Source organism: Paludisphaera mucosa, assembly GCF_029589435.1.
Lineage (GTDB): Bacteria > Planctomycetota > Planctomycetia > Isosphaerales > Isosphaeraceae > Paludisphaera > Paludisphaera mucosa.
In genome coordinates this window covers 5,133,562-5,159,017 of the sequence record NZ_JARRAG010000002.1, presented here as the reverse complement: position 1 = coordinate 5,159,017, position 25,456 = coordinate 5,133,562, and the positions used below count along the sequence as shown (strand labels likewise).

25 protein-coding genes are annotated in these 25,456 nt (G+C 70.9%); 11 read left to right on the top strand and 14 right to left on the bottom strand.

Annotation, left to right across the window (positions count from 1 at the left end; all coding sequences use genetic code 11):
• Positions 1–8: 8 nt before the first annotated feature.
• The 4 genes from PZE19_RS29850 to PZE19_RS29835 form a co-directional block, all read right to left on the bottom strand.
• Entirely contained in the window at positions 9–1,256 is a 1,248-nt protein-coding gene (locus tag PZE19_RS29850) for an ATP-binding protein (protein ID WP_277864257.1), read from the bottom strand.
• 68 nt (positions 1,257–1,324) lie between these two features.
• On the bottom strand, positions 1,325–2,173 hold the full coding sequence (locus PZE19_RS29845; protein ID WP_277864256.1) for a response regulator transcription factor: 849 nt from the start codon (positions 2,171–2,173) through the stop codon (positions 1,325–1,327).
• 647 nt (positions 2,174–2,820) lie between these two features.
• Positions 2,821–3,198, bottom strand: coding sequence for a hypothetical protein (locus PZE19_RS29840; protein WP_277864255.1), 378 nt, complete (start codon positions 3,196–3,198; stop codon positions 2,821–2,823).
• A gap of 228 nt (positions 3,199–3,426) precedes the next feature.
• A complete protein-coding gene (locus PZE19_RS29835; RefSeq protein WP_277864254.1) occupies positions 3,427–3,804 on the bottom strand; it encodes a YgaP family membrane protein in 378 nt (125 codons plus the stop codon).
• A gap of 248 nt (positions 3,805–4,052) precedes the next feature.
• On the opposite strand from PZE19_RS29835, the gene PZE19_RS29830 reads away from it, so the two are divergent.
• Complete coding sequence (locus tag PZE19_RS29830; RefSeq protein WP_277864253.1) at positions 4,053–4,523, top strand: pyridoxamine 5'-phosphate oxidase family protein; 471 nt, start codon at positions 4,053–4,055, stop codon at positions 4,521–4,523.
• Between the two features lie 33 nt (positions 4,524–4,556).
• Here PZE19_RS29830 and PZE19_RS29825 read toward each other — a convergent pair whose 3' ends face one another.
• A complete protein-coding gene (locus tag PZE19_RS29825; protein WP_277864252.1) occupies positions 4,557–6,380 on the bottom strand; it encodes a CAP domain-containing protein in 1,824 nt (607 codons plus the stop codon).
• 288 nt (positions 6,381–6,668) lie between these two features.
• Here PZE19_RS29825 and PZE19_RS29820 point away from each other — a divergent pair, with 288 nt between their 5' ends.
• Complete coding sequence (locus PZE19_RS29820; RefSeq protein ID WP_277864251.1) at positions 6,669–7,556, top strand: serine hydrolase; 888 nt, start codon at positions 6,669–6,671, stop codon at positions 7,554–7,556.
• Positions 7,557–7,586: 30 nt separating this feature from the next.
• Positions 7,587–8,321: a 3-keto-disaccharide hydrolase gene (locus PZE19_RS29815; RefSeq protein ID WP_277864250.1), complete on the top strand. Its 735-nt coding sequence runs from the start codon at positions 7,587–7,589 to the stop codon at positions 8,319–8,321.
• Between the two features lie 12 nt (positions 8,322–8,333).
• On the opposite strand, the gene PZE19_RS29810 is transcribed toward PZE19_RS29815, so the two are convergent.
• Positions 8,334–10,004, bottom strand: coding sequence for a DUF6869 domain-containing protein (locus PZE19_RS29810; protein WP_277864249.1), 1,671 nt, complete (start codon positions 10,002–10,004; stop codon positions 8,334–8,336).
• A 112-nt stretch (positions 10,005–10,116) separates the two neighbouring features.
• Between PZE19_RS29810 and PZE19_RS29805 the strand changes: the two genes are divergently transcribed.
• From PZE19_RS29805 to PZE19_RS29795, 3 genes are read left to right on the top strand one after another with little or no spacing between them, the layout of a single operon-like run.
• Complete coding sequence (locus PZE19_RS29805; RefSeq protein ID WP_277864248.1) at positions 10,117–10,725, top strand: sigma-70 family RNA polymerase sigma factor; 609 nt, start codon at positions 10,117–10,119, stop codon at positions 10,723–10,725.
• Positions 10,700–12,199, top strand: a complete 1,500-nt coding sequence (locus PZE19_RS29800; protein ID WP_277864247.1) for a serine/threonine-protein kinase — start codon at positions 10,700–10,702, stop codon at positions 12,197–12,199. The genes PZE19_RS29805 and PZE19_RS29800 overlap by 26 nt, the downstream gene beginning before the upstream one ends.
• Before the next feature lie 36 nt (positions 12,200–12,235).
• Entirely contained in the window at positions 12,236–13,297 is a 1,062-nt protein-coding gene (locus PZE19_RS29795) for a hypothetical protein (RefSeq protein ID WP_277864246.1), read from the top strand.
• Positions 13,298–13,416: 119 nt separating this feature from the next.
• Here PZE19_RS29795 and PZE19_RS29790 read toward each other — a convergent pair whose 3' ends face one another.
• Positions 13,417–13,908 (bottom strand): hypothetical protein, encoded by a 492-nt coding sequence (locus PZE19_RS29790; protein ID WP_277864245.1) that lies wholly within the window; start codon positions 13,906–13,908, stop codon positions 13,417–13,419.
• 150 nt (positions 13,909–14,058) lie between these two features.
• Between PZE19_RS29790 and PZE19_RS29785 the strand changes: the two genes are divergently transcribed.
• Entirely contained in the window at positions 14,059–14,946 is an 888-nt protein-coding gene (locus tag PZE19_RS29785) for an ATP-grasp domain-containing protein (RefSeq protein WP_277864244.1), read from the top strand.
• Between the two features lie 40 nt (positions 14,947–14,986).
• Here the strand turns inward: PZE19_RS29785 and PZE19_RS29780 are convergent, their stop codons facing one another.
• From PZE19_RS29780 to PZE19_RS29750, 7 genes are all read right to left on the bottom strand, one after another.
• The gene (locus PZE19_RS29780) at positions 14,987–15,565 is read right to left on the bottom strand and encodes a hypothetical protein (protein ID WP_277864243.1); all 579 of its coding nucleotides are present in this window, start codon (positions 15,563–15,565) and stop codon (positions 14,987–14,989) included.
• A 397-nt stretch (positions 15,566–15,962) separates the two neighbouring features.
• Positions 15,963–16,418, bottom strand: a complete 456-nt coding sequence (locus tag PZE19_RS29775) for a hypothetical protein (protein ID WP_277864242.1) — start codon at positions 16,416–16,418, stop codon at positions 15,963–15,965.
• A 177-nt stretch (positions 16,419–16,595) separates the two neighbouring features.
• Positions 16,596–18,623: a di-heme-cytochrome C peroxidase gene (locus PZE19_RS29770; protein ID WP_277864241.1), complete on the bottom strand. Its 2,028-nt coding sequence runs from the start codon at positions 18,621–18,623 to the stop codon at positions 16,596–16,598.
• A 266-nt stretch (positions 18,624–18,889) separates the two neighbouring features.
• Positions 18,890–19,522, bottom strand: coding sequence for a hypothetical protein (locus tag PZE19_RS29765; RefSeq protein ID WP_277864240.1), 633 nt, complete (start codon positions 19,520–19,522; stop codon positions 18,890–18,892).
• 81 nt (positions 19,523–19,603) lie between these two features.
• Positions 19,604–19,897: a hypothetical protein gene (locus tag PZE19_RS29760; RefSeq protein ID WP_277864239.1), complete on the bottom strand. Its 294-nt coding sequence runs from the start codon at positions 19,895–19,897 to the stop codon at positions 19,604–19,606.
• 131 nt (positions 19,898–20,028) lie between these two features.
• A complete protein-coding gene (locus PZE19_RS29755) occupies positions 20,029–20,685 on the bottom strand; it encodes a phytanoyl-CoA dioxygenase family protein (RefSeq protein WP_277864238.1) in 657 nt (218 codons plus the stop codon).
• A 326-nt stretch (positions 20,686–21,011) separates the two neighbouring features.
• Positions 21,012–21,503: a hypothetical protein gene (locus PZE19_RS29750; RefSeq protein WP_277864237.1), complete on the bottom strand. Its 492-nt coding sequence runs from the start codon at positions 21,501–21,503 to the stop codon at positions 21,012–21,014.
• Positions 21,504–21,935: 432 nt separating this feature from the next.
• On the opposite strand from PZE19_RS29750, the gene PZE19_RS29745 reads away from it, so the two are divergent.
• The 4 genes from PZE19_RS29745 (at position 21,936) to galE (ending at position 25,454) form a co-directional block, all read left to right on the top strand.
• The gene (locus tag PZE19_RS29745) at positions 21,936–22,613 is read left to right on the top strand and encodes a MotA/TolQ/ExbB proton channel family protein (RefSeq protein WP_277864236.1); all 678 of its coding nucleotides are present in this window, start codon (positions 21,936–21,938) and stop codon (positions 22,611–22,613) included.
• A 70-nt stretch (positions 22,614–22,683) separates the two neighbouring features.
• Positions 22,684–23,121: an ExbD/TolR family protein gene (locus PZE19_RS29740; RefSeq protein WP_277864235.1), complete on the top strand. Its 438-nt coding sequence runs from the start codon at positions 22,684–22,686 to the stop codon at positions 23,119–23,121.
• Between the two features lie 88 nt (positions 23,122–23,209).
• Positions 23,210–24,376 (top strand): biopolymer transporter ExbD, encoded by a 1,167-nt coding sequence (locus PZE19_RS29735; RefSeq protein ID WP_277864234.1) that lies wholly within the window; start codon positions 23,210–23,212, stop codon positions 24,374–24,376.
• A gap of 94 nt (positions 24,377–24,470) precedes the next feature.
• Positions 24,471–25,454: a UDP-glucose 4-epimerase GalE gene (galE, locus tag PZE19_RS29730; RefSeq protein WP_277864233.1), complete on the top strand. Its 984-nt coding sequence runs from the start codon at positions 24,471–24,473 to the stop codon at positions 25,452–25,454.
• The last annotated feature ends 2 nt before the right edge of the window (positions 25,455–25,456 follow it).

The window sequence follows — 25,456 nt, the reverse complement described above, 5'->3', positions numbered from 1 at the left end:
GACGCTGCTCAGGGCCGGCGGCGGGGGAGGCGGAAGGCGAAGACCGAGCCGCCGCGGCCGTCGGTGGGGCAGTAGGCCTCGACGCGGCCGCCGTGCAGCTCGACGAACGTCTTGACGAGGCAGAGGCCCAGGCCGATGCCGCGCTTGCCGAACTGGTAGTCGCCGGACGAGTGGTGGAGGGTGTCGAAGCCGGTGAAGAAGGGCTCGAACAGGAACTTGCGGTCGGCCGGGTCGACGCCGGCGCCCTGGTCGCGGACGGCCACGCGGACGAAGCGGGCGTCCTCGGCGTCGTCGCCGATCTCCACGGCGATGCTCATGCCGTCGGGCGTGAACTTGACGGCGTTCGCCAGCAGGTTGATCAGGACGTCGTGGATCTTGTCCGGGTCGCAGGACACCGGCGCGATCCCGGGCTGGACGGCGAACTCGACCCGCTGGCCGCGCTTCTCCAGGTAGGGGGCCAAAACGTCGACGGCGGCCCGGACCAGGGGCTCCAAATCGACCGTGGCGAGGGCGAGGGACTGGGCGAAGTTCTTGTTGTCGATCAGCTTGAGCATCCGCTCGACGGTGCGGGCGAGGCGGCCGGCGGCGGCGTGGATCCGGTCCACCCAGTCGACCTCGGCGGGGGTCGCGGTCGGCCCCTGCGACATCCTCCAGAGGTCGGCCAGACCCTTGACGACGGTCACGGGGGTGTTCAGCTCGTGGCTGGCGACCTCCAGGAAGGCCCCCTTGAGCCGATCGGCCTCGCGGAGCCGGGCGTTGGCCGCCTGCAGCTCGGCCACCAGCCGGGCCTTCTCGGCGATCAGCTCGTGGCGCTCGACGGCCTGGCGGATCAGGGCCTGCAGGTCGGCCGGCTCCCAGGGCTTGGCGATGTAGCGGAAGACGTGGCCCTGGTTGATGGCGTCGACCACCGTGCGGATGTCGGCGAAGGCGGTGAACAGGAGGCGGGTCGTCTCGGGCCGGACCGTGGCCGCCTCGCGCAGCAGCTCGACGCCGGTCATGCCCGGCATGCGCTGGTCGGTCAGGATCGACGCGACCTCGGGGGCGGTGCGGAGGTATTCGAGGGCCTCGACGCCGCCGCCGCGCGTGACGACCTGGTACTCGATCCGGAGCAGGTCGTGGACCGACCGCAGGACCTCGGGCTCGTCGTCGACGACGAGGACGACGGGGCGCCGCCGGGCGCGGGCGGCCTCGGCCGTCCCGGTCGCCGAAAGCAGGGCCGTCCTCGGTTCGTCGCGGCGTTCTTGGGTCGTGACCACGGACGCAGCTCTCCGATCATCCAGGCGACGCGGGCCGAGCCGGGCGGGGCCGGGCCGAGCCCGAGTCGTCAGGAGCCCGACGCGGGCTCGGGGCGGGGGTAACGCTTGAACAGCGTCACCTCGTTGCCTTCGCGATTGTACCGCATCTCGTCGACCATGCCCTGGCAGATCAGCATCCCGAACCCGCCGGCGCGCAGGCCCAGCTTGTCGCGCACGTCGAGGTGCGAGAACGGGTCGTCGGGGGCCGCGGCATGCGGCAGGGCCTCGCGGTCGAAGCCGGAGCCCTGGTCGCGGATGATGATCTCCAGCCGGTCGCGGTGGACCCGGTAGGTGATCTCCACCAGCCGGTCGCTGCGGTGCTGGTTGCCCCACTCGATCGCGTTCTGGGCCATCTCCATCACCGCCTGGCGGATCTGCATCACCTGGTCGTTCGACAGCGGCGTCGTCCGGCAGACGTTCATCAGGAAGTCGTTGAGGTCCTTCAGCAGCGTGATCTCGCTGTCGAGCTCGACGTGGATCTCGCCCTGCAGCGCCTGCCGCAGCATGCTCTCGCGCCAGCCGCGGGCGGCCTCGATCGCGTCGAACAGCTCGTCGACCCCGTAGGGCTTGGTGAGGTAGGCGTTGGCGCCGACGCGGAAGCCGTGCATCCGGTGCTGGCGGTCGTCCAGCGCGGTCAGCATCACCACCGGGATGAGCATCGTCGCGCGATCGCTGCGGAGCCGGCGGCAGACGTCGAAGCCGTTGACGTCGGGGAGCATCAGGTCGAGCAGGACGACGTCGGGCTGGCGGCGCTGGGCCATGATCAGGCCGGTCTCGCCGTCCTCGGCGATCAGCGCGTTGAAGCCGCGCAGGCCCAGGATCCGCTCCACCAGGCGAGCCTGTTCGGGATGGTCTTCCACGATCAACGCCGTCGCCATCTTCGAGGTTCCCGTGGGCCGGCTCGCGGCGAGGCCGTCCCGTTCGATCGTCCCGGATGCCGAAAAGTCGCCTGTCGGGCTCATGACGCATGCCGCTCCACGAGGCCGCAACCGTGCCGTCCCCAAACGTCCCGACCGTCGCCGAGGCCCGACCTGGAAGCCGAGGCCGATCCCAGTTCGCGAGGAATCTCGCGGTCGATCTCGATCGCGGCGCCGCCGATGGGAACCGCGTGGGTTCGCGCCCGATCCGCCGACCTGCCTGGAACTTTCGTGAAAATCTCGATCCGCCCGAAGGAATGGTATGCGGCTCGGGCCGGAGTTTCCAGTCTTTCCTGCATCGCAAGGAGCGACGAGAGGCCGCCTGGGGTGGATTTGCGGGCGATTCGAGGGGGCGGCGGGGATGGGCGGCGAGGGAGGGGGGGCGGGGGGGCGATCGCCGATCGTGCGGCGGGCTGGGCCTTCGGGTGTCGGGGCGGAAGCTTGGCCGGCATCGTCTGCGGGGTCTCCCCGGCTCGTCGGATCGCGATCCGCACACGACCGTAGCGAGTCCTCGGCCCCGACGCAAGACGTTGACCCCGCGCCGGCCCCCGCCCCAGGTCGCCGAAACGGCGTGCGGGGCGACGGTCGGCGCGATGCGTGCGCCGGGCTCACTGGGCGGACACGGCCGCTTTCTTCTTGGCGACGATCTCGATCTTCGACGCCTTGTCGCCCTTGTGGGTGATCTTGGCGTTGATCCCCTTGGAGTTGGCGTTCTTCTCCTTGGCCTTGGTCAGCCGGCCCTCGAGCTTCTCCAGGTCGACCTTCGAGCCGGCCTCGTCCTTGGGCGTGACGAGCAGCGCCTCGTCGTCGACCACCAGGACGCTCTCCTTGTCGGTCGCCTTCTCGACGACCGTGATCTTCTTGGCCGCGGGATCGACCTTGGTGATGAAGCCGAAGATCTCGTCGGCGTACGCCGAGCCCATCACCACCGCCAACGTCATCGCCAGGGCGGCCCCGACACGCACCAAACCGCGATAGCTCGCCATGCGCAATCCCCTCCCGTGAAAGTCCTCCCGGGGATCGCCGCGGACCGCGTGCGACGCGACGCGGGCCGACACCGAAGGAAACCCCGAGAACTTCCCCATGGTAGGCTCGGCCGAGCGCCTAAACAAGGACGTCGACAGATCTTTTCCTACTAAACCTATCAACTATCCGAGAGCAGCCCATGGCCGGTCGTCGCGCGGGGCAAAGGGCCCGCGCGACGGCCATTCCGGTCAGGAGTGGGCGTGGCCGGGCTTGCCGACGTTCGCCTTCGCGGCGGAGTCGGTGGTGTCGATCCCGAGCGAGTGGTACGCCTCGCAATGGCCGGTCACGCCGCGGTAGATGAGGCCGCCGCCGAGCACGGCCAGGCCGAGGCCCGCCAGGCCGCCGCGGGTGGCCCCGAACAGGGTCAGCAGGCCGCCGCCCATGACCGAGACGACCCGCTCCACGTCGCCCACGTTGGCCGCCGCATGGCCGCCCAGCAGGGCTTGCAGGCCTCCCTCATGGCTCTTCATGGCGCACGACTCCTGCAGCGGGGCCTGCTCCTGGCCCTGGGGGTGGCTGTTGCCCTGGGGCTGGTTCTTGTTCTGGCTGATGGTGTTCTGGGCCATGGTTCGGCTCCTTTATGGGGTTCGCGTCGGGATCGCGACGTCCCGCGTCCATGTCGATCGGCGGCGAGGCCCGGGCGTCGACCGCGGGCCTTCGAGGAGACTGTGGGAGATGCAAATCCCCGGCCGTTCCCGGCGCCGTCCGGGTTTGGAACGCCGCTTGCAAAAGTCCTAAGGCGACAGGAGTGAGTACGGCGGGTCGCGGGAGACTCTCCGCAGGGAAACAGGTCCGCACGCAGGGGAGATGGGTTATGGACAACACGAGGCCCGATCCGGAGATCCGCAAGGTGGGGATGATGATCCGGGGCATCAAGGTCGCGATGCTCACGAGCGTCGCCCCGGACGGCGGCCTCCACAGCCGGCCCATGGCCACCCAGGAGGCCGACTTCGACGGCACGCTCTGGTTCTTCACCAGGGCCTCGTCCGGGAAGGTCGAGGAGATCCGCCACGACTCCGACGTGAACGTCTCCTATGCGTCGCCCGACGACCATCGCTACATCTCCCTCTCGGGCCGCGCCTCGATCGTGCGCGACGCCGAGAAGATCCGCGAGCTGTGGAACCCGTCTTACCGGATCTGGTTCGCCCAGGGCCTCGAAGACCCCGACCTGGCCCTCCTCCGCGTCGACGTCCGCATCGCCCAGTACTGGGACATGCTCGTCGGCGGCATGGTCGTCATGCCTTCCTTCGACACCGACGCCGTCGAGATGGCCGTCGAAGCCTAAAGGCCGGCGCCCGGCCGTTTCGTCGGATCGAGATCAACGCGTGACGACGCCCTGCGGACTCCGCGCATCCACCAGCCGGAAAGCCCCCCCGAGGGCCCCGGGCTTCCACCTCCAGAGGCCGAACGCCCCGTAACTGATGTAGAGCGCCTGCTCCGACCAGGCCAGGCGCACCGAGAACGAGGGTTGCGCCACGACGGACGTCGGGTCGGCAGGGTGCAGCGGCTGGAGGGATCCTTGGGCCGAACGCGGCCCGCCCACTCTTATCCACTGCCAGAGCCCCGCCGGCCCGAGGTCCAGGTAGAGCGACCCGTTCGCGCCGACGGCCATGGACTCGGGATTCGACGCGTCGAGGAAGACGAAGCCGCCGCCCTCGCGCCAGTTCCACACGCCGTACGGACCGAAGTCGACGTCGAGCGAGCCGTCCGGCTCGATCGCCAGCTGTTCCGGATTCGCCGCGGTCAGGTTCCGGAAGCCCGTCGCCCCCTTCCAGGCCCAGGTGCCGTACGACCCGTAGTCGACGTAGATCGAGTCGTAGGGGCCGGCCTCCATCGACTCGGGATCGGCCCCGCTCAGCAGGTGAAACCCCGAATCGGCCGCGACGCGCCACAGGCCGTACGCGCCATAGTCGACGAAGAGCGAGCCGTCGGAGCCGGCCGCCATGGACTCGGGATCGGCGTCGTTCAGCTTCCGGACCCCCTGCAGGTCGCCCCAGCTCCAGAGGCCGAAAGCGCCGAAGTCGATGTAGAGCGTCCCGTCGCGGCTGGCGACGAAGGCGTCGGGGTCGGCCTCGGTGATCCTGCTTGATCCTTCGGCCTCGCTGAACCGCCAGAGGCCGTCGCTCCCGAAGTCCGCGTAGACGGGCTCCAGGCCTTCCGTCGAGAAGATCCTCGTCGTGTAATGGATCGACTGCGGGACGCCCCAAACCAGGACGTCGTCGATCGTCACGTCCACCGCGACGTCGGCGTTCATGGCCAGGCCGGGAAGCTGGATCCCCGAGAAGACGAGGTAGTTTCCGAAAACTCCCCTGCTGTATTCCACGACCACGGCCTGCGGCTCGCCGTTGCTCGTCACCCGGACGACCGCCGAGGTGTAGTCGTATTTGTAGTGGATCCCCGAGTCATCGAACCGCTGTTCGTCGGCGTAGTCGATGAAAGACCATCGGTCGGGGACCAGGGCCGAGGGGAAGGCGCCCTCGGGCGGCCACGCCACGACCGTGCTCTCGACCGCCGACGTCCCAAGCCCGAACGACAGGGCGTTCGCCGCGCGATCCTGCGACAGCGACCCGGGGACGTCCCCGACGCCGATCATCGCCACGCGAGGGTTGAGGGACCACCAACGATGGCCCGTCGGGCCGTTGGTCGGGCCGGGGTCCAGGATGTAGCCGTCGACCGCGTAGTCGCCGGATGCGAGGTGGAGGTTCGACCTCGCCGCGCCGATCGCGCCGTCGGCCGAGTAGAACTTCCAGCTCGGGTCGGGGGTGTGGCTCAACCGCCCATTCGCGCTCATCATGAGCGCCGCCTGCTGGGAGTAGTACGACATCGTCGGGTCGATCGCGCCGATGGCGGGGGCTCCCGCCATCGTCCGATAGGCGTTGACGCGGGCGAGGATCGCCTTGCGATAGTCGTCGCCCAGGGCGCCGGCCACGCCGGCGTCGACGTTCCCGTCCCACTGCGGGACGGCCGCGCCGGTCGGCTCGAAGACGTCCCGATAGAAGCGGACGGCTTCCGCTCGCGACCAGTTGGGGCCGAGGCTGAGAAGCCGCCGCGGCTCCAGCCACACGCCGGCCAGGGTCGGGACGAAGGCGCGGGCGCGTCGGCCCGTCCCGGGCGAGGCGGCGTGGAACATGGAAGCGAGCATATTCAGGGCTCCTCGGCCGACTGGACCCCGGCGCCGACGTCGACACCTTCCATGCCCGCCCCGGATGCGGGTCGGCGTGGGATCACGCGGGGTTCCATCCATCAATCTCGACCGACGGCCCACGACTTGTCAATAATGAAAACAAAATGTTTGAACTGACACGAAACCACGTCAGGGGGGAGCCCGACGGGCCGCCGCCAGGCCGTAGATCGGCCGGCGGCGAGCCGCTATACTCACCGCCCTTGCAAGGTGGAATCGAACGCGCATCCCGTCGAGGACCCACCGCCCATGGCGAGAGCCTGGATCATCGCCTGCCTCGCGATCGCGGGCCTCTCCGCAGCCGCCCGCGCCGGGGATTTCGAAGAGAAGGTCGCGGCGCTGACCGCGCCGTTCGGGCGCGGGGCGCTCGTCGAGGTCGCCCTGCACGACCTGGAGACCGGCGCGACGCACCTGATCCGGGCCGACGAGCCGATCCACCCGGCCAGTACGATGAAGGTGCCGGTCATGCTGGAGATCTACCGCCGCGTCGAGGCCGGGACCCTGGGCCTGGACGAGCCGATCGAGGTCAATAACACGTTCGTCAGCATCGCCGACGGCAGCCCCTTCTCGCTCGACGCCGCCGACGACTCGGAGACGAAGCTCTACGGCCGCGTCGGCGAGACCGCCACGGTCCGCGAGCTGACCTTCCTGATGATCACCGAGAGCAGCAATCTCGCCACCAACATCCTGATCGACAAGGTCTCGGCGAAGGCCGTCACCGCGTTCATGAAGGAGCTGGGCGCCGGCGATCTGCAAGTCCTCCGCGGCGTCGAGGACGACCGGGCGTTCGAGGCGGGCCTGAACAACTCCGGCACGGCGCGGGGGATGATGACGATCCTCGGGCGGCTGGCGGAGGGGACCGCCGTGTCGAAGGCCGCGTCCGCCGCCATGCTCGACGTGCTCCGCGCCCAGAAGTTCAACGACGGGATCCCCGCCGGCCTGCCCAAGGGGGTCTCCGTCGCCCACAAGACGGGCTCGATCACCAACGTCTACCACGACGCCGCGGTCGTCGAGCCGGCCGGCCGCAGGCCGTTCGTCCTGGTCGTCATGACCCGGGGGATCGAGGCCGACCGCGCCGCGCCGAAGCTCGCGGCCGAGATCGCCCGCGTCGCGTACGAAACCGTCGCCGCCCGCTGACCGCCCCGCCCCCTTCAGGACCAAGTACCCATGAAGCGACTCGCGTTCCTCTGCCTCTGCATGTCGATCCCGGCCCTCGCGACCGCCGAGGAGCCCCCGGCCGAGGCCGCCCGCCAGCCGGGCGAGCTGGTCGTGGGCGTCGGCCCCGGCTGGCGGCCGTTGAAGGAGGCGGACTTCGCGCACGTCAACGACGAGGCCGACACCTGGACGTTCGCCGACGACAAGGCCGAGATCCGCTGCAAGGGGACGCCCGTCGGCGTGATCCGGACCAAGGACGCGGTCAAGAACTTCGAGCTGGTCGTCGAGTGGCGGCACCTGCGTTCGGGGGGCAACTCGGGCGTCTTCGTCTGGGCCCCGCCGAAGGCCCTGGCGGACCTGAAGCCCGGCCACCTGCCGCCGGGCGGGATCGAGGTGCAGATCCTCGACCACGGCTACGCCGAGCAGTACAAGCTGAGCACCGGCAAGACGGCCGACTGGTTCACCACCCACGGCGACGTCTTCCCCGTCGGCTCGTCGACGATGAAGCCCTTTCCCCCCCTCTCCCCCGACGGCTCGCGGAGCTTCCCGACCAAGCACCGGTCGTGGGGCCTGAACCAGTGGAACCACTACTACGTCCGCGGGGTCAACGGCGAGATCCGCCTCTGGGTCAACGGCGAGGAGGTCTCGGGCGGCGCCCAGTGCCAGCCCGCCGAGGGCCACCTCTGCCTGGAGGCCGAGGGCTCCCCCCTGGAGTTCCGCAACCTCCGGATCCGCGAGCTGCCCTGACCGGCCCGCGATTCACTCGCCCTCGTCCTGGTCGCCGCCGCCGAACGGCCCCGTCTCGGGGAGCGGGTCGGCGACGGTGGCCTGGATGGCGCGGAGGCGGGCCAAGTCCAGGTCGGACAGGCCGTTCCGGCGGACGCCGCTGAGGACGCGGCCGAACGTCGCGTCGCGAGCGGCCTCGGCCGCGGCCCGGTCGAGCGCCCGCCCGCCGAACCGTTCGAGGAAGCCGACGAGCGGGCCGGCGGCGACGGCGAGGAGGACCGGGGGCTCGTCGGGCGCGGCGGCGATCAGGTCGAGCAGGAAGCTCCACTGCTCGTCGGCGTCGGCCTGGATCGTCAACGACCGGACGGCCCAGACGGCCCCCCGCGAGTCGTCCTCGCCCCCCTCCATGACGCCGACGATCGATTCGAGGTACGCCCGGATCAGCTCGTGCCGGCGCTCGTCGGCCCAAGGCCGGGTGAGCATGAAGAACTCGTCGGGCTCCTTGCGGCCGAGCCGGCGGCGGGGCCGGGGGGTCCCGCTCTCGGCCTCGGCGACCGCGCGGACCTCTTCGAGCCGCATCGCCGCCTCGAAGGCCTCCGGGTGGTCGGGTCCGAGGCGGGCTCGCAGGATCGCGCCGGCGCGCGTCGCGGCGTCGACGGCCGGCCCGACGCGGCCGACGTCGGCGTAGTACTCGGCGAGCGTCGCCAGCGCCCGGGCGTGCTCGATCGAGTCGGCGCCGTGGCGCTTCTCGGCGTCGTCGACGTCCTCCAGGCCGGTCTCGACCATGACGTCGTAGCCGCCCGCCCGCCGCTCCAGCTCCTGCAGGTCGGCCTCGCGGCCGGCCTCGCGCAGGTGGTCCCCGCAGCCGTCCAGGTACCAGGGGAACGCGTCCTCGACCAGGGTCGACCCCGGCGCGAGCAGGGCCTCGACGATGCGGTCGTACTGGCGGGCCGACTCCCCGCGGTCGACGTCTTCGAGCCACATGGCCACCCGGGCGCGGGCGTCGAGCACGTCGGGGTGGTCGTCGGCGAACGCCTCCTCGAATCCGGCCAGGGCGGTGCGGTACATGGGGACGAGGACCGTCTCGTCGTAGCCCTCGCGCTCGTGGTTGAGGGCGAGGCGGACGGCGACCTCGGCCGTCTCCGGGTCGCCCAGGCCGGCGCGGCGCAGGCGGAGGGCGAAGGCGCGCGACAGCAGGGGCCCGGCCTCTTCGTAGAGACCGACCCAGTAGCGCTGGTAGCCCGCCGCCCCCAGGAAGTCGGCGAACTCCACGTCGTCGCGGCCGCTCGCGGCGCAGGCCGCCAGGGCGCGGTCGGCCAGGGCGCGGGACTCCCGGTACGCAGCGTCGCGCCGGCCCGAGGCCTCGTCGAGCTCGGGGGCCAGCCGGAAGAGGACGCCGGCCAGGTCCATCAGGTTCCGGAGCGTGTCGGCGTGGTCCGGCCCCAGCCGCGCCTCGCAGATCGCCAGGGCCCGGCGCGAGGCGTCGGCCGCCTCGGCGTGGCGCAGGCGGACGTAGGCGTTCCAGCTCGCGGCGGCCAGGACGCGGGCCGTCCGCGGGTCGTCGCCGCCGAAGGCCGACTCGGCGAGGCCGACCGCCTCCTCCAGCCGCGCCGAGGCCTCGGCCCAGGCGCGTCGGCCTCGCAGCTCCGCGGCCTCGGCCGTCAGGCGTGCGATCTCCGACTCGGCCCCCGTCGCGTCGTCCATGGCCGTCCCCCGCAAGCCCGCAGCCCGGTCGCCCCCGCCAGCATACCCTGCCCCGCGAATTCCGTGAAAGGGTCCCGGCCGGCCTGTGTATAGTCTTGCGGGAGGACCGAGCATGGACGAGTCGCCCGAGACGCGGCGGTCGCTGATCGTCAAGCTGAGGGACCCGGAGGACTCGCGGGCCTGGCACGAGTTCGTGACCCTGTACGAGCCCCTGGTGCTCCGGCTCGCCCGCCGCAAGGGGCTGCAGGACGCCGACGCGCGGGACGTCTGCCAGGAGGTCTTCCGCGCCGTCGCCGGCGCGGTCGACCGCTGGGATCCCGAGCGCGGCCGCTTCCGCGGCTGGCTCTCGCGGATCGCCCGCAACCTGCTCATCAACTTCCTGACCCGCGGCGGCGGCCAGCCGCGGGGGACCGGCGCGACGAGCATGATCGCGCTGCTGGAGGCCCGGCCGTCGGACGACCCCTCGGCCACCGCGCTCTTCGAACGCGAGCACCGGCGGCGGCTCTTCCGATGGGCCTGCGACCAGGCCCGCCGCGAGGCGACCCCGTCGACCTGGCGGGCCTTCGAGCAGACGGCCGTCGAGGGCCGCAGCCCCGCCGACGTCGCCGCCGAGCTGGGGACCACCGTCGGGGCCGTCTACATCGCCCGCAGCCGGACCCTCGCCAGGATCCGCCGCATGATCGAGGAGATCCGAGATGAACAAGACCCCGAACGCCTGTGACTCGGACCGGCTCCGGACCCTCGAATGGGACCGGCTCCCCGCCGCCGAGTTGGCCGGCCTGGAACGGCACCTCGACGCCTGCGCCGCCTGCCGCGACGAGCTGGACCGGATCGTCCGCGGCGACGACTGCCTGGCCGGCGTCCGCCGCGAGGCCGGCCGCGACGACGACCTCGACGAGGCCGACGCCGGCCCCGTCGGCCCCGAGGCGCTCGACTTCCTCGCCCCGTCGGACTGGCCCGACTCGCTGGGCCGGCTGGGGACGTACGAGATCAAGGGCGTGCTCGGCCGGGGCGGGATGGGCGTGGTGCTCAAGGCGCACGACCCGGCCCTGGGGCGGAACGTGGCGATCAAGGTCCTCTCGGCCGCGCTGGCGACGTGCGGGGCCTCGCGCAAGCGGTTCCTCCGCGAGGCCCGCGCGGCGGCCGCGGTGGTGCACGAGCACGTGGTCTCGGTCTTCGCCGTCGTCGAGTCGGCCGGGCTCCCCTTCCTGGTGATGGAGTACGTCCCCGGGCGCTCGCTGCAGGAGCGGATCGACCGCTTCGGCCCGCTCGGCCTGGCCGAGATCCTCCGCATCGGCCGCCAGACGGCCGCCGGGCTGGCCGCGGCGCACGCCCAGGGGATCGTCCACCGCGACGTCAAGCCGGCCAACATCCTCCTGGAGGACGGCGTCGAGCGCGTCCGCCTGACCGACTTCGGCCTGGCCCGCGCCGTGGCCGACGCCGCGGTCACGCGCAGTGGGGTGATCGCCGGGACGCCCCACTACATGGCCCCCGAGCAGGCGTCGGGCGGGGCCGTGGACCACCGGGCCGACCTCTTCAGCCTGGGGAGCACTCTCTACGCCGCCGCCGCCGGCCGCCCGCCGTTCCGCGCCGAGACCCCGCTGGGCGTCCTGCGGCGCGTCTGCGACGACCGCCACCGCCCCCTCCGCGAGATCAACCCCGAGATCCCCGCCTGGCTGGAGGCGATCGTCGACCGCCTGCTCGCCAAGGACCCGGCCGACCGCTTCGCCTCGGCCGTCGCGGTCGCCGACCTGCTCGAACGCTGTTTGGCCCATGTCCAGCAGCCCCTCGCCGCCCCCCTCCCGCCCGAGCTGGCCGGTTTGTTGACGACCCCCGCGACCCGCGCCCGCCGCCGGCTCCGCCGCGAGCTGCTCGCCCTGGGCGCGCTCGCCGCCGCCGCGACCGGCGTCTACACGCTGCGGCCGAGGCCCGTCCCCGTCGTCCCGTCGATGTCGCCGCTCGCCCTCCCCGACGAGGAAGCGCGGACGGCCGTGCCGCCGCCCCCCTCGCCCGCATGGGCCGAGATCGCCGCCCTGCCCGCCCGCCTCCGCGAGGCCAACGAGGCCGCCGACCGCCTCGAAGCCGAACACCTCGCCCCGAGCGAGTCCGAAGACCCCGACCCGACGTCCATCCTGATCGACGACCTGAACCGCGACCTGGAGGCGTTCGAACGCTCGATCGCCGCGCCTCGCTGAACCTCCTTCCTTCCGACCCTTTCCGGAGCCCTCGCCATGAAACGAAGCCTGCCCACCGCGGTCGTCGCGGCCCTCGGAGCCCTGGCCTTGCTGGCCCTCTTCTACGTCCGGCAGGTGGAAGCCGCGCGCGAGGGAGCCCGGGCGCAGAGGCTCCAGGCCGACCTGCAGGACCTCTTGCAGCAACAATCGAAGCAGGCGGTCGCGGGACCGCAACGGGTCCTCGCCAGCCTCCACATGTCGCCCGACCAGGAGCCTCCCGCGCCGCAGCCGACCCCCACGCCCGGCCCGACGCCCACGCCCGGCCCGACGCTCTCCCCCGTGCCGCAGCCGGACGACGCCCGTCCTACGCCCGCCCCCAAGCCCGGCATCGACGCGCCGCCGGCCGCGGACCCGACCAGCGACAGGCTTTCCACGCCCGCCCTGGAGCCCGACGCCGCACCCCCGTCCGTACCGAGGTCGACGCCCAGCCTGCCGGCGCCGGACGACCGCCCCCCGGTCCTCGAAACGGACGTCCCCGACGAGGCCCTCGCGCCGTTGACTCGAGAAGTCCGCCTGTTCGACCAGGAGGAGCTTCCCCGCGCCCGTCAGCCGCGCAGGACTTCCCCCGACCGCCGAGAGCCGACGCCGGCGAGGGATTCGGCCAGGCTCGCCCCGCCGCTGCGGGCCTCCGACCTCTCGCTCCCGGCGTCCGACCCGTTCACGACCTCGCGACGAGCGAGGTTGAGCCCCGACGGCGGCCCTGCCGCCGCCTCGGCCCCCGCCGACCCCTCGTTCGCCACCACCGGCGACGCCTCGAACGAGGAGGCGGTGATCGGCGCCAGGGTCCAGGAGTGGAGCAAGCGGCTGGCCGGATTCCGGTTGGAGCCGGCCTCGGCCTCGAGTCGCGACGAGGTCGCCGCCACGGAGGCCGAATTCGCCCAGCTCGTCGGCCGGCAGTTCGACCTGAGGCAGCAGCGCTACGTCGACGAGATCCAGGCGCTCGAGGCCAAGGTCGCGAAGCTCCGGGCGCTCGTCCAGAAACGCCTGGAGAACCGCAGCGACATCGTCCAGAAGCGGATCCAGCAACTCATGACCGAGGCCGAGGGCCTGGGCTGGTGAACCCGCCTCGACGCACGACCGCGACGGCCGGGGGATCCTCGCCCCCGGCCGTCGTCGTTGTATCGACTCCCGACGGCGTTTCGCCGCCGAGGTCGCGCCGGGTCTTGAGGCCGACGGCCTCACCCGCGCGCCGTAGGCGCCTGTTCCGCTGACGCAGCCCGCGCACGGACCGCCGACAGGACGACGGCCGCGATGATCGGCGGCGCGAGAAAGACTGCCAGCCGGGCCGGTTCGAACATGGGATGCACCGGGCTGTCCTCATGAGTCAGGGGCGCCAGAAACATCCCGCCCAGGATCGTCCAGCCGAAGACGGCCGATGCGGCCAGGATGGCGAACGTCCCCGGGAAGCGGTGCAACCCCGGCGGCCCGAGCGTCGCCCAGCCCGCACACGCCAGGACCAGGGCGCAGCCGACCATCGGATAGACCAGGCTGCTCCGGAGTTTCTGGATGTCGAGCCGACGGTCGAATTCGGGCGCCCCTTCCGCCATCCATCGGCAGGCCGTGAACCCCACCATCAACGCCACCGGCGCAATCGCCCCGACCGCGGCGCCCGCCGCCGCGGCGGCGAGCCCTCGCGCGACGTGCCACGACGTTCTCGGCGAATCGGCCACGACGCACCTCCCCGTTCGACTGGTGAGACCGGCGGAACCCGTCCCGACTCCGCGTCGATGATACCCGGCGGCGATGACCTCCGTCGCGTGCGCCGTTAGACTGGATCGTCGGACGACGCAACGCCCCCCGCCGCCAACCCCGAGCGACTCATGCCCAGCGTGGCCATCGCGACGTGCGCGCAGTACCCCGACCTCTATGAAGACGACCGCCTGCTGGCCGATGCGCTCGCGCGTCGGGGCTGCGACGTGACGCCGGCCGTCTGGGACCAGCCGGGGATCGACTGGAACGGCTTCGATCGCGTCGTCATCCGCTCGACCTGGTGGTACTACGAGAAGCCCGACGCCTACCGGAGCTGGCTCGAGGGCTTCCTCGAAACGCCCGGCCGGCTCTGGAACCCCGCGGAAGCTGTGCTCGGCAACATCCACAAGGGCTATTTGCTCGGCCTGGAGAAGGCCGGGGTCCCCATCGTGCCGACCGAGCTGGCGCGCGCCGGCGACGTCGTCTCGCTCCCCGACCTTTTGGAGCGCCGGGGGTGGACCCGGGCGGTCATCAAGCCCGCGATCTCCGCGGGGGCCTCGGACACCTGGAAGGTCTCGGACGACCCCGCCGACGCCGGCCCCGCCTGCTACGACGTCGAGCGGTCCGGCGTCATGCTCCGCGACGCCCTGGCCCAGCGCGACATGCTGATCCAGCCCTACCTCGACGAGGTGAACGGCGCGGGCGAGTGGTCGCTGGTCTTCCTCGGCGGCGGGTTCAGCCACGCCCTGACGAAGACCCCCGCCGAGAGCGACTTCCGCGTCCAGTTCCGCTACGGCGGCACGATGCGCCCGGCGACGCCCCCCGCGCGGCTCGTCGATCAGGCCGAACGGGTGCTGGCGGCGATCCCCGCCCCCCTGCTCTTCGCCCGCGTCGACGGCGTCGAGCGCGAGGGCCGCTTCCTGCTCATGGAGCTCGAAATCAACGAGCCCTACCTCGGCCTCGCCCACGCCCCCGGCTCCGCCGACCACCTCGCCGAGGCCGTCCTCGCCACCCTGTAACGTCCTTTCCCCCTTCGCGGGGGGCCCGGCGAGCACGTCCTCAGGCCGCGTCCGGCGCGGGCTGCTCTCCCGTCTCGCCGCGCGCCTTGCGCCGCGCTTCCATCATCCGTCGGAGCTGCTCCTGAGCCTCGGTCGACGGATCGACCCCGGCCGTCCGAAAAGCGAGGACGGACCAGTCGCCGGCCACGGTCGAATGGAACGTCGCCGCGACCTCGATCGACCATTCCGCCGTCCCGATGCGGAACGTCCCCGAATCCGGCGCAGGAGGACGGCCGTCGAGCCGATCGGCCGCGGCGCGGAGCCGGCCCGCGAGCCGCCCACGCCAGGATTTCAAGCCCGCGAGGCGTTTCAACTCATCCGCGATCGCCGGGGCGAGATGCCGCGGCGGCGCCACCAGGTCGTGCAGCTCTCCGTTGATGACGTACCAGAGCCGGTAACGCAGCCCGCCGCTCGCGCCGTCCTCATAGGGGTCGTCGCACGGTTCGCCGTCCCCGCCCTCGTCGAGGTACGGCTGGAAATGGACCTCGCTCGCCCCGTCCTGCAGGCAGAGCAGGAGGACCATGAAGACGAGCTTGCCGGTCGGCGCCATGACGGACGCGCCTTCGACGCCCTCGTCCATGTCGACGAACCATCCACCGCCCACACGCCTGCCCAACCTCCTGCGATCTCTTCGCGTGAGAGCGTCGTCCGCCATGAGCCCTCCCCCACCCGGACGCTGCGAACGGGCACGCTCCGCTCGCGGGAGCGACCGCGCGAGGCCGGCCTCACCGCGACGACTCCTTTTCAGAGTTTTCCACAAGGGCCGGAGAATCAAGACCACGACTTGCAGGCCGACGACCAGACCCAGGAGCCACATCCGCTCGTGGAGGACGAAGCCCATCACGCCGGGAAAGATCGAGAGCGGCGTGACGGAGTGCATCCAAAGGTTGGCCACCTCCACCATAAGTCTCGCCCTATCCCGTGAGATGGATATCGATGCGAGCCGATCGCCGAATTCGACGTCGGGGATCGACCGACTACAGAGCCTTGCGGGCCGAGGGCGGATAAGGCCCGCTCCCCCGCCAGAAACCGCCGACGCGATAGCCCGAGGGCTGATCGCCCAGCATCATGAAGCGGTAGAAGAACGATTCGTCGCCGCGCGTCCCCTTGAGGAAGATCATCATGGCCGCCTGCCCGGGCATCGGCTCGTACTCGGTCGCGCGTACTTCCTTCGGCCGGCCCGCCGGGTGCATCTTGGCGACCGCGTCGCCCAGCCTCTCCTCCGAGATCGTCCTCTGGAACTCCGGCGCGATCCGGGCGTACGAGCCGGCGACGTCCGACCGGACGACCGCCAGGTCGGCGAACTGCTCCGCAGCCCTGGCGGCGTCCGCCGGCTGATGCCGATAGACTCGGACGCCCCATACGCTGACGCCCAGGAAGGCCGAAAGGCCCAGGGCCAGCCCGATCAGGAGCGCCTTGCGCCACAGTCGCATCACCACCTCCTCATCCAACCCGCCGCGGAATCGGCCGGCGAGGGACATCCTCGCGTCCGACAAACCGCCCGCTGGATGATAGTCGGAGGCCGCCGCCGAGGCGAGCGAAAGCGTCCGTGACGGCGTGGCATCCCCCAGGCCGCAAGGCCGCTGGGATGGGGCGAGGGGAACCAGCCCTCACAGCGACTTCAGAAACGCCAGCAGGTTCTTCCGCTCTTCGGGCGTCAGGTCGGCGCCGTATTCGTGGCCGGCGTTGGAGTTGCCGTCGGCGCGGGTGTCGAAGAGCGGCTGGGAGGGGTCGTCAAGGAAGCCGACGTCCTCGGGGTCGAATTCCCGGCCGCCGACGTGAAAGGTCTTGACGCGTTGGGCCGCGGGCTTCAGCAGTTCGGCGAGGCTGGGGACGGAGCCGTTGTGCAGGTAGGGGGCGGTCGCCCAGACGCCGTTGAGCGGCCGCGCCTTGTAGGCGATCCTGGCGGTCGCGTTCTTGATCACGACCTTGCCGGGCTGGTCGGCGGCCTGGGGCGAGTCGGCCGGCTCCGGCGCGAGGTCGCCTTGCAGCCGGGCGAGGGCCGCGTGGAGGCCGTCCTGGCTGCGGAGGTCCATCAGGTCGTCGCCGACTCCCAGGGCGTCGACGTCGCGATCCTTCGGCATCAGGTGGAAGCGGGCGCCGTCCACGATCAGGGCCTGCCCGTCCTTCACGAGCGAATCGAACCGGCCGAACAGCTTCCGGTCGCCCAGCTCGATCGTCGCCGTCATGCGGTAGCCAGGGTTGAGCGAATCGATCGCGTCCGACGGATTCCCGAGTTTCGCCGCCCTCGCCAGGGCGTCCGCAATCGAGCGCGGCTTGAGCGTGGGGTCGAGGATCACACGCTCCACGACGTGTTTCAGGATGACCCCGACGGACTCGGTCCGGCCGAAGCGGGCCAGCCCCAGCAGCGTCCGGCGGCGTCCCTCCAGGCGGCCGGTTTTGGCCATCCGGCCGAAATTCCGGATCATGTTGGGATCAGTCCCCTCGTCCGACATCCGGGCGACGACGCGGCGGGAGGGCGACTTGCGATCGATGCTCTCGTGGCACCCGGCGCAGTTCGCCGCATATACGGCCTCGCCCAGGCCGCGCGCGGTCGCGTCGATGTCGCCGAGGACGTCCCGTGGCCATTGCGGCGACCAGAGGCCCTTCAACGACTCCTCGATCTTGATGAGGTTCGCCCGGTCGACCGTGGACGCGTAGCGCCGGGGGATCAGGAGTTCGTGGGAGTTAATCTCCACGCCGCCGAAGACGCCGAGGACCTCGCCCGCGTTCCGTCCCTGCGCGCCGACGTCCGACGTCCCGAAGAGGACCGGCCCCAGGGGCGAGACCTTGTTCTCCGCCGCCCCGTTCCACTGGACCCGATCGTGCTGGGGGGCGTCCCACAGGCATGGATAGTTGACCGGCGCGTTCGCGGGCCGCACGTTCTCGGGGATGCCCAGGAACGTCGCGGAGACCTCGTTGAAGATGGCGCCGAAGGCGTCGACCCGGCCGGGGCCGAACCGGGCCCGGCCCGACGCGGACAGGTTGCGGTCGTTGTAGCCCTCGCGCTGCCCGGCGACCGACCGGACGCCGGCGCGCAGGGCGTCCTTCTCGTCGTGCGAGGCCCCCGGCGGCAGGAGCGTCGCCGCGAACCGCCCGAACTTCGCGTCGTCGTCGGCCGTCGCCCGGAGCGCCGCGGCCAGCTCTTTCAGGAAGATCTCGACGTCCGCCAGCGACGGCCCGCCGTCGATGAGATAGGGCGTCCCCTTGATCTTGATCTGATTCGTATGACACGCGGCGCAGGTCAGCCCCATCATCGGGGTGCCGTCCTCGTCGGGGCCGTCCTTGACGAACCCTATCGGCAGGCCGTCGGGATTCCCCGCGGCCGGCTTCCGCGGGATGTATCCCAGGGCCCGAATATGCTTCGGGTCGCGGAACGGCTCCGTCGACCCGGCCTGTTCCAGGTGCAGGAACCAATCGTAAGGGACCAGCCGCGACCCCTGCGGCACGTCGTAGAACCAGCTCGACTCCTCGTCCGTCCAGTTCTGTTCGAGGGACTTCACCACGGCGACGCCCGGCCCGAGGTCGACGTTCCGCGGGTTGTCCGCCGCGTCGAGGAGGCCCGGGAACGCCAGGGCGACGACCAACCCGACGACCCCGCCGCGACCCCAGACGCTCGCCATCCCGCAGACGTCCATGAGCTTGCTCCGATCGCTTGAAGCCCGGGGAAAGCGGTCGTCGAAACCTCGGGCGCGGAAGCCCCCGCCAGTCCCCCGCAACGCAAACCCGACGACCAGGCGCATCACGCCGACGCCGCCCGCGACCACGAAAATCGACCGACGGCCACCCTCGATTTGCACGACGACCAGAGATTCTACGGCTCACGGGCTCGTGATCATACAAATCAAAGTCATTGATTTTCATCCTGACGGGCGGGCAGGCCGAATTTCCCGGGAGCGTCGCGTCAGGCCGGGTCCTCAGGAGAGTCGCCGAACAACCTGGGCCGCGCCCCCATCATCAGGCGGAGTTGCTCCTGGGCCTCGGGCGCAGGATCGACCTCGGACGGGCCGAAGGCGAGGACGATCCCGTCGCCGGCTCTGGACGGATGGAAGGTCGCCGCGACTTCGAGCGACCAGGCGGCGGTCGCGATGTGGAACCTCCCCGAGGCCGGCCCGGGGGGACGGCCGTCGAGCCGATCGGCCGCGGCGCGGAGGCGGCCGGCGAGACGTGCGCGCCAGGCATGCAGGCCCGCAAGCCGCCTCAACTCGGCGGCGATCGCCGGCCCGACCTCGCGGGGCGGCGGCACGAGTTCGTGCGACGCGCCGTCGACGACGTACCACATCCGATACCCCGGTTCGTCGTCCCCGCTGATCGTCGGGTGGAAGTGGACCTCGGTCGCCCGATCCTTCAGGCAGAGCAATAGCACCATCATGACGAGCTTGGCGGGCGCGGGGAGCTTCAGGAATCCCGCCAGATCGGCCGCGTCCACGAACCACCCGCCGTCCGCCCGTCTCCCCAACCTTCCCCTTCCCGGGCGCAAGAACTCGTCGAGGAGCCGATCCATCTCGTCCTCGTCCGCCTCGTCGACGTCCGCCATGAGCCCTCCGGGTCGTCGATCGCGAGCCGTGCCGCATGGCCTACAAGAGCGGCCTCGCGACGGCCTCCGTCGAGGCCGCTCTCAGCGCGACAGCTCCTTCTCCAGCTTCCTCAGCACGAGCCAGAGGATCAGGACCCCGACTTCCAGGCCGACGACGAGGCCGACGATCCACAGCCGCTCGCGGAAGCCGTAGCTCAGCACGCCGGGCAGGTTGGGGAGTTGCGTGACGGAGTTGATCCAGAAGTTGGCCTTCTCCGCGTCGCCGGTCGGGTCGTGCTGGAAATAGTCGGCGGCCAGGAACCCCCAGCCGAAATACGCGACCAGCAAGGCCAGCATCGCCGCCACCCAGCCGACCGATTTGCTCTCCTCCGCCATGAATCCCGCCTCTTTCAGGGTGATGAAGCCGTCGGGTCTCGATCCGCAAAAATCGACGAGATTCCGCCCGACCCGCCGGATGATAATCGGAGCCCGACCCGGAGGCGATCGGGCACTCGAGAAAGATCGCTTCAGACGACGTGCCTCCACCGCAGGCCGCAAGGCGGCTCGGCAGGGCCGAAGAGGAAGTGGAGCACGCGGCGGCGGCCGGTCCCCGTGGCCTTGGAGGACGCGTGCAGGAGCAGGGGCCGCATGACCAGGACGCCGCCGCGATCGACGACGCAGGCGACCTCGGGCGTCGCTCGGCGGACGGCCGGGAGGGACTCGGCGTCGATCCGGCCCAGCCGGTGCGAGCCGGGCACGACGCGCAGGGGGCCGTCGTCGAGGCCGCAGGGATCAAGATGCACCCGCACGGCCAGCAGCTCGGCCAGCAACGAATCGGGCGGCTGCACGAACAGGCCCCCCTCCTTCTCGGACCAGCCGCGTAGGTCCGGATGTTCGACGCGTTCCGAGACGGCGATGCTCAGGTCCTGATGCATCGGAACGAGCCAGTTGCCTTTCCGCGACTTCTCGAAGTACGTGCACTGCACGCCCGCGAACGACGCCGGGATCAACCGCGCGAGGGCGGGCCGAAGCGCCTCGGCCAGCGACCGGCACCAGGGCTCCGCCAGCAGGTTCCGCGTCCCGGCCGACGACCGCCCGGCGGCGACGGCCGAGGCCGCGAGCGTCTCGCACGCGTCGGTGCCGAGCACCCGTTCGACGATTTCGAATCCCTGGGCTTCCAGCATCGATGGACCGTCTCCCCTCACCCGAATAGGAAGCCGGGAACTCGAAATCCGCGTCCGCCGACGTGGTTCCTCCCCGGGGGCGGTCCGCCATCACGCCGGTCGACCCCTGAGTCCCGCGGCTTCGTTGTTGGGCGGGAGAATATCCATTCGGGCATCGTGTCGTATGGTGGGAAGTAAGGGTTCCTGCGCCCGGATCTTTCTCAATACGATGCCATCATGATCGCCGGGCGACCACCACTCCGAAAACGCTCTTCTGGGCCAACGAAGCCAATCCTGGCAGGCTCGGGAAGTCATCGAGGCCGGGATCGAAGGCCCGTGCGAGGTCTTCAAGATCCGTCGGGACTCGGGATCGTCGGACGTGACGACCTCCGCCCCGCCGATCTCCGGAGCCGGACGACCGCGGCGATGAGGACGACGTGGGTCGCCACGAGGATGAATTCCATGACCAGGTTGGTCCCGAAGCCGAAACGGGCCGGGTCGGGGCCCCAGAGCAGGTCGTAGACGAGATGGATCGCCAGGGTGCAGGCGAGGGCGAGGAGGCCCATCACCATCAGCAGCGACGCGGCGTAGGCGAGGAACCGGCTGCGCCGCCAGTAGCGGGGGATCAGCACGAGGTGGTTGGCATACGCCGCGGCGGCGAAGGTCATGACGAGCAACGCCGAGGCGATGAGGTTGAGCTTCAGATTGGGATGATTGTGACGCGAGAGGCCGACCCAGAACCCCCACAGGGCGAGCCAGCCGAAAGCAGTCCCGGCAACGCGCCGGCCCCACGGGGTGGACGGTGAATGCGGCGCGATCGCGCGGGAGTTTTCGATCATCGTCCGACGAGCCCTCGACACATTCGCCGGTCACGTCCGCCGCCTGATCGACGGAATCAGCGTACCGGATCGCGAGACGGGGAGCATGACCGCCGCACCGCCCGGCGCCGAGTCGACGCAACTCCGGACGGGCGAGACATCGATTCGAAGATTTTTTTTCGCCAACGAAGCCAATGAAAAAACCGTGTTAACCTTATTAATCAAAGACTTTACGTCGATCGCTGCGATTTCGGCCCAGGACGGAGGAAGCCGATTCCAAGCCAATCCCCGAAGGCCTTGAGGACGAGGCCAGGGTTCAAAAACGTCGCGTCGCGGCGGGTTGCTTGCCCAGCACGGCGGAATTCGGACAGAATAGCGGGGCTGCGGTGGAGGATGCCGAGGGACGAGTGGCCCCTCGGGCGAGGGCGAACGCGGGAATCGGGGCGGGCTCGCATGAACGTGACGCGGATCATCGACTCGGCCGGCTACGTCATCTACGGTGCGCTGGCATTCCTGGCGGTGTGGGGGGTGTACAACGCCATCCTGCTGTACAGGACGCTCCGCAAGAAGACGATCAAGGATCCCACCGCGCTGATCTTGCAGGTGCAGGAGCTTTGCCAGGCGAAGAAGTTCGACGCCGCCATGAGCGTCTGCCAGAGCCCCACCTACTGGCACACCGCGCTGGCGCAGCTGATCGCGGTGGCGCTCAAGAACCGGGGCAAGGGGCTGGCGAAGACCAAGCAGCTCCTGGTGACCGAGTTCCACACCGAGGTCGTCGCGGACATGGAGAACCGGCTGGGGTCGATCTCGACGATCGTGCGGATGGGGCCGCTGCTGGGGCTGCTGGGGACGGTCGCGTCGATGATCGCGGCGTTCGGGCGCATCGGCAGCTCGGAGAAGGTCAACCCGAACGCGCTGGCGTCCGACATCAGCCTGGCGCTCTGGGCCACCGGGGCGGGGCTGCTGATCGCCAACCCGATGATGCTCATCGGCAACGATTTCCACGCCCGGCTCCGCCGCCTCCGCGACCGCACCGAGCGTCAGCTCCAGGAGGTCCTGGACGTCCTCGAGCCGATCGAGGCCACCAGGACGCCCGCCGAGCGGTCGCCGCGGCCGGCCTCGTCGCGCTGAGTCGTCGGATCGTCCGGGCGTCCGTCCGGTCGACGGACCAATCCCCACCTCAAGCCGAACGGGCCGGCCCATGCTGCTGCGACGGGATGCGACCGAGGAGCGCGACGAGCACATCGACATGACGCCGATGGTCGACGTGGTGTTCCAGCTCATGACGTTCATGCTCTTCTCGTCGCAGATGAGCGGCGGCGAGCTGGTCGACGTGCCCGCCGCGCGGCACGGGGTCGGCGTGGAGCAGTCGGCGGCGACGTTCCTCACCCTGCTGGAGCCGAAGTCGCCCGGGGCCGAGCCCCAGCTCCTTCTGGGCCACGGCAACGGCCCGCCCGCGACCCTCGACCAGGCCAAGCGGGCCGTCGACCAGGCCGCCCGGCAGGGGATCCGCAAGGTCATCCTGCAGGCCGACGGCGACGTCCCCCACGGCAAGGTCCTGGAGGTCGCCGCCGCGGTCTCCGAGGTCGAGGGGATCACCGTCCACGTCGGCGTCCAGGAGGCGGAGGGGATGCCGTGACGACGCCCGCGACGCATTCACATTCATCAATTCGATGCGCAAGCGCATTTTAATTCGTTCAGCCTGAACCCACGAAGGTCGCCGCGGCATGGCATCCTGGGACGTCTTCCATTCCGATCGCCTGGAGCTGGCCCGGGGCCTGTCCTCGGAGGAGGTCCGGGCCGGGGTCGCCTCGGGCGCGATCCGCGACGACGACCTGGCGCGGCCGTCGGGCACGACGGCCGCCTGGGTCCGCGTCGCCGAGGTCCCCGAGCTGATCGCCCCCCCGAACCCGTCGCCGGCCCCGGCCCCGGCCGCAGTCCCGAGCCCCCCGCCGCCGGCCGAGCCCGACGATTACGAAGTGCTGGCCGAGGATCCCGAGCCGCCCCCCGCCGCCGTCGAGGAGGACTTCGAGGAGGTCGATCTCTCGTTCCCCGTCCTCGACGACGAGCCCGCCCGGCCGGTCCCCGCCCCGCCCGCCTGGGCCTGGGACGACGACGACGAGGACGAGGACGAGGAGGCCGCCGAGGAGCTGGAGGTCGAGGAGGACGACGAGCCCGAGCCCGAAGACGAGCCGGACGAGCCCCCGGCCCCGGCCGTGCGGGAAGCGGCCGTCGCCTCGTGGGAGCCGACCGAGGACGACCTGGACTTCGACCGCGGGGGCTCCGGAGGCGCCTCCGGCAGCCGCGTGGCCCTGCCCACGGTCCGCTCGCGCGACTACGACGACCGGGGGGGCGGCGAGCTCGACGACGAGGACGACGAGGACGGCGGCGTCGTCTCGCTCACCCGCTCGGGCCCGCCCCGGGTCGAGGAGCTGGACCTGGCGGCGATGGTCGACGTGGCCTTCCAGCTCGTCCTCTTCTTCCTGGTCACGGCGACGACCATCCTCTACAAGACGCTGGAGATCCCCAAGCCGTCCGCCGAGGCCCCGCCCGAGGCCGTCGCGCAGGGCCGCAACCGGACGATCGAGGACCTGAAGGAGGACTACATCCTGGTCGAGATCGACCCCGAGGGGAACATCCAGATCGACCGCGAGCCCGTCGCCGCCCGGATGGCGGACCTGGCCGAACGCCTGCGGACGGCCCGCGAGAAGACGAGCCGCACGACCATGCTGCTCTCGGCCGACTTCGCCACCCCCCACCGCAGCGCCGTGCTCGCCTACGACGCCGCCAACGAGATCGGCCTGGGCATCGCCATCGCCAAGCCCCTCCCTCCCCAGGGCCCCCCCCCGGCCCTGCGGCCCGCGCCCGCCGCGGCGAAGAAGGCGGGGGCCTGAGAAGGAGGCGGCCCGCAGATGGGGCGGACGCCGCGCGTTTCGGTTAGACTCGATGGGGACGGGATCGAACTCGGACGGAGGGGAGTGGAAGACGATGAACGTGCTCGTTTCGGGGGGCGCCGGATACGTGGGGTCGCATGCGGCCCGGATGCTGTCGCGGGCCGGCCACGAGGTCTGGGCCTACGACAACCTGGTCTTCGGCCATCGCGGCGCGGTCGCGCCCGGGAGGCTGATCGAGGGCGACCTGCTGGACAAGGCCAAGGTCGTCGCGACGCTGCGCGAGCACCAGATCGACGCCGTGATGCATTTCGCCGCCTTCGCCTACGTCGGCGAGTCGGTCACGGACCCGGCGAAGTATTATCACAACAACATCGTCGGCACCCTCTCGCTCATGGATGCGATGCGCGAGGCCGGCGTCTGGCGGATCGTCTTCTCCAGCACCTGCGCCACCTACGGCGAGCCCGAGAGCGTCCCGATCCGCGAGACCCAGGCCCAGAATCCGATCAACCCGTATGGATACACCAAGCTGGTGATCGAGCGGGCGCTGTCGGACTTCGCCAAGGCCTACGGCTGGGGCTACGCGGCGCTTCGGTACTTCAACGCGGCCGGCGCCTCGACCGACGGCGACCTCGGCGAGGACCATGACCCGGAGACGCACCTGATCCCGCTGGTCCTCCAGGTGGCGCTCGGCCAACGCGAACACATCACCATCTTCGGCGACAAGCTCCCCACGCCCGACGGGACCTGCATCCGCGACTATATCCACGTCGACGACCTGGCCTCGGCCCACATCTCGGCGCTGGAGAAGCTCGGCCGCGGGACGGAGTTCCGCTGCAACCTGGGCACCGGCCAGGGGACGAGCGTCAAGGAGGTGATCGACGCCTGCCGCGCGATCACCGGCCGGCCGATCCCGGCCGTCGTCGCGCCTCCCCGCGCCGGCGACCCGCCGGCCCTCATCGCCGACGCCGGCCTCGCCCGCCGCGAGCTGGGTTGGGTGCCCCGCTACACGAGCATCACGCCGATCGTCGAGACCGCCTGGAAGTGGCACGAATCGCATCCCGACGGCTACGCCGACTGAAC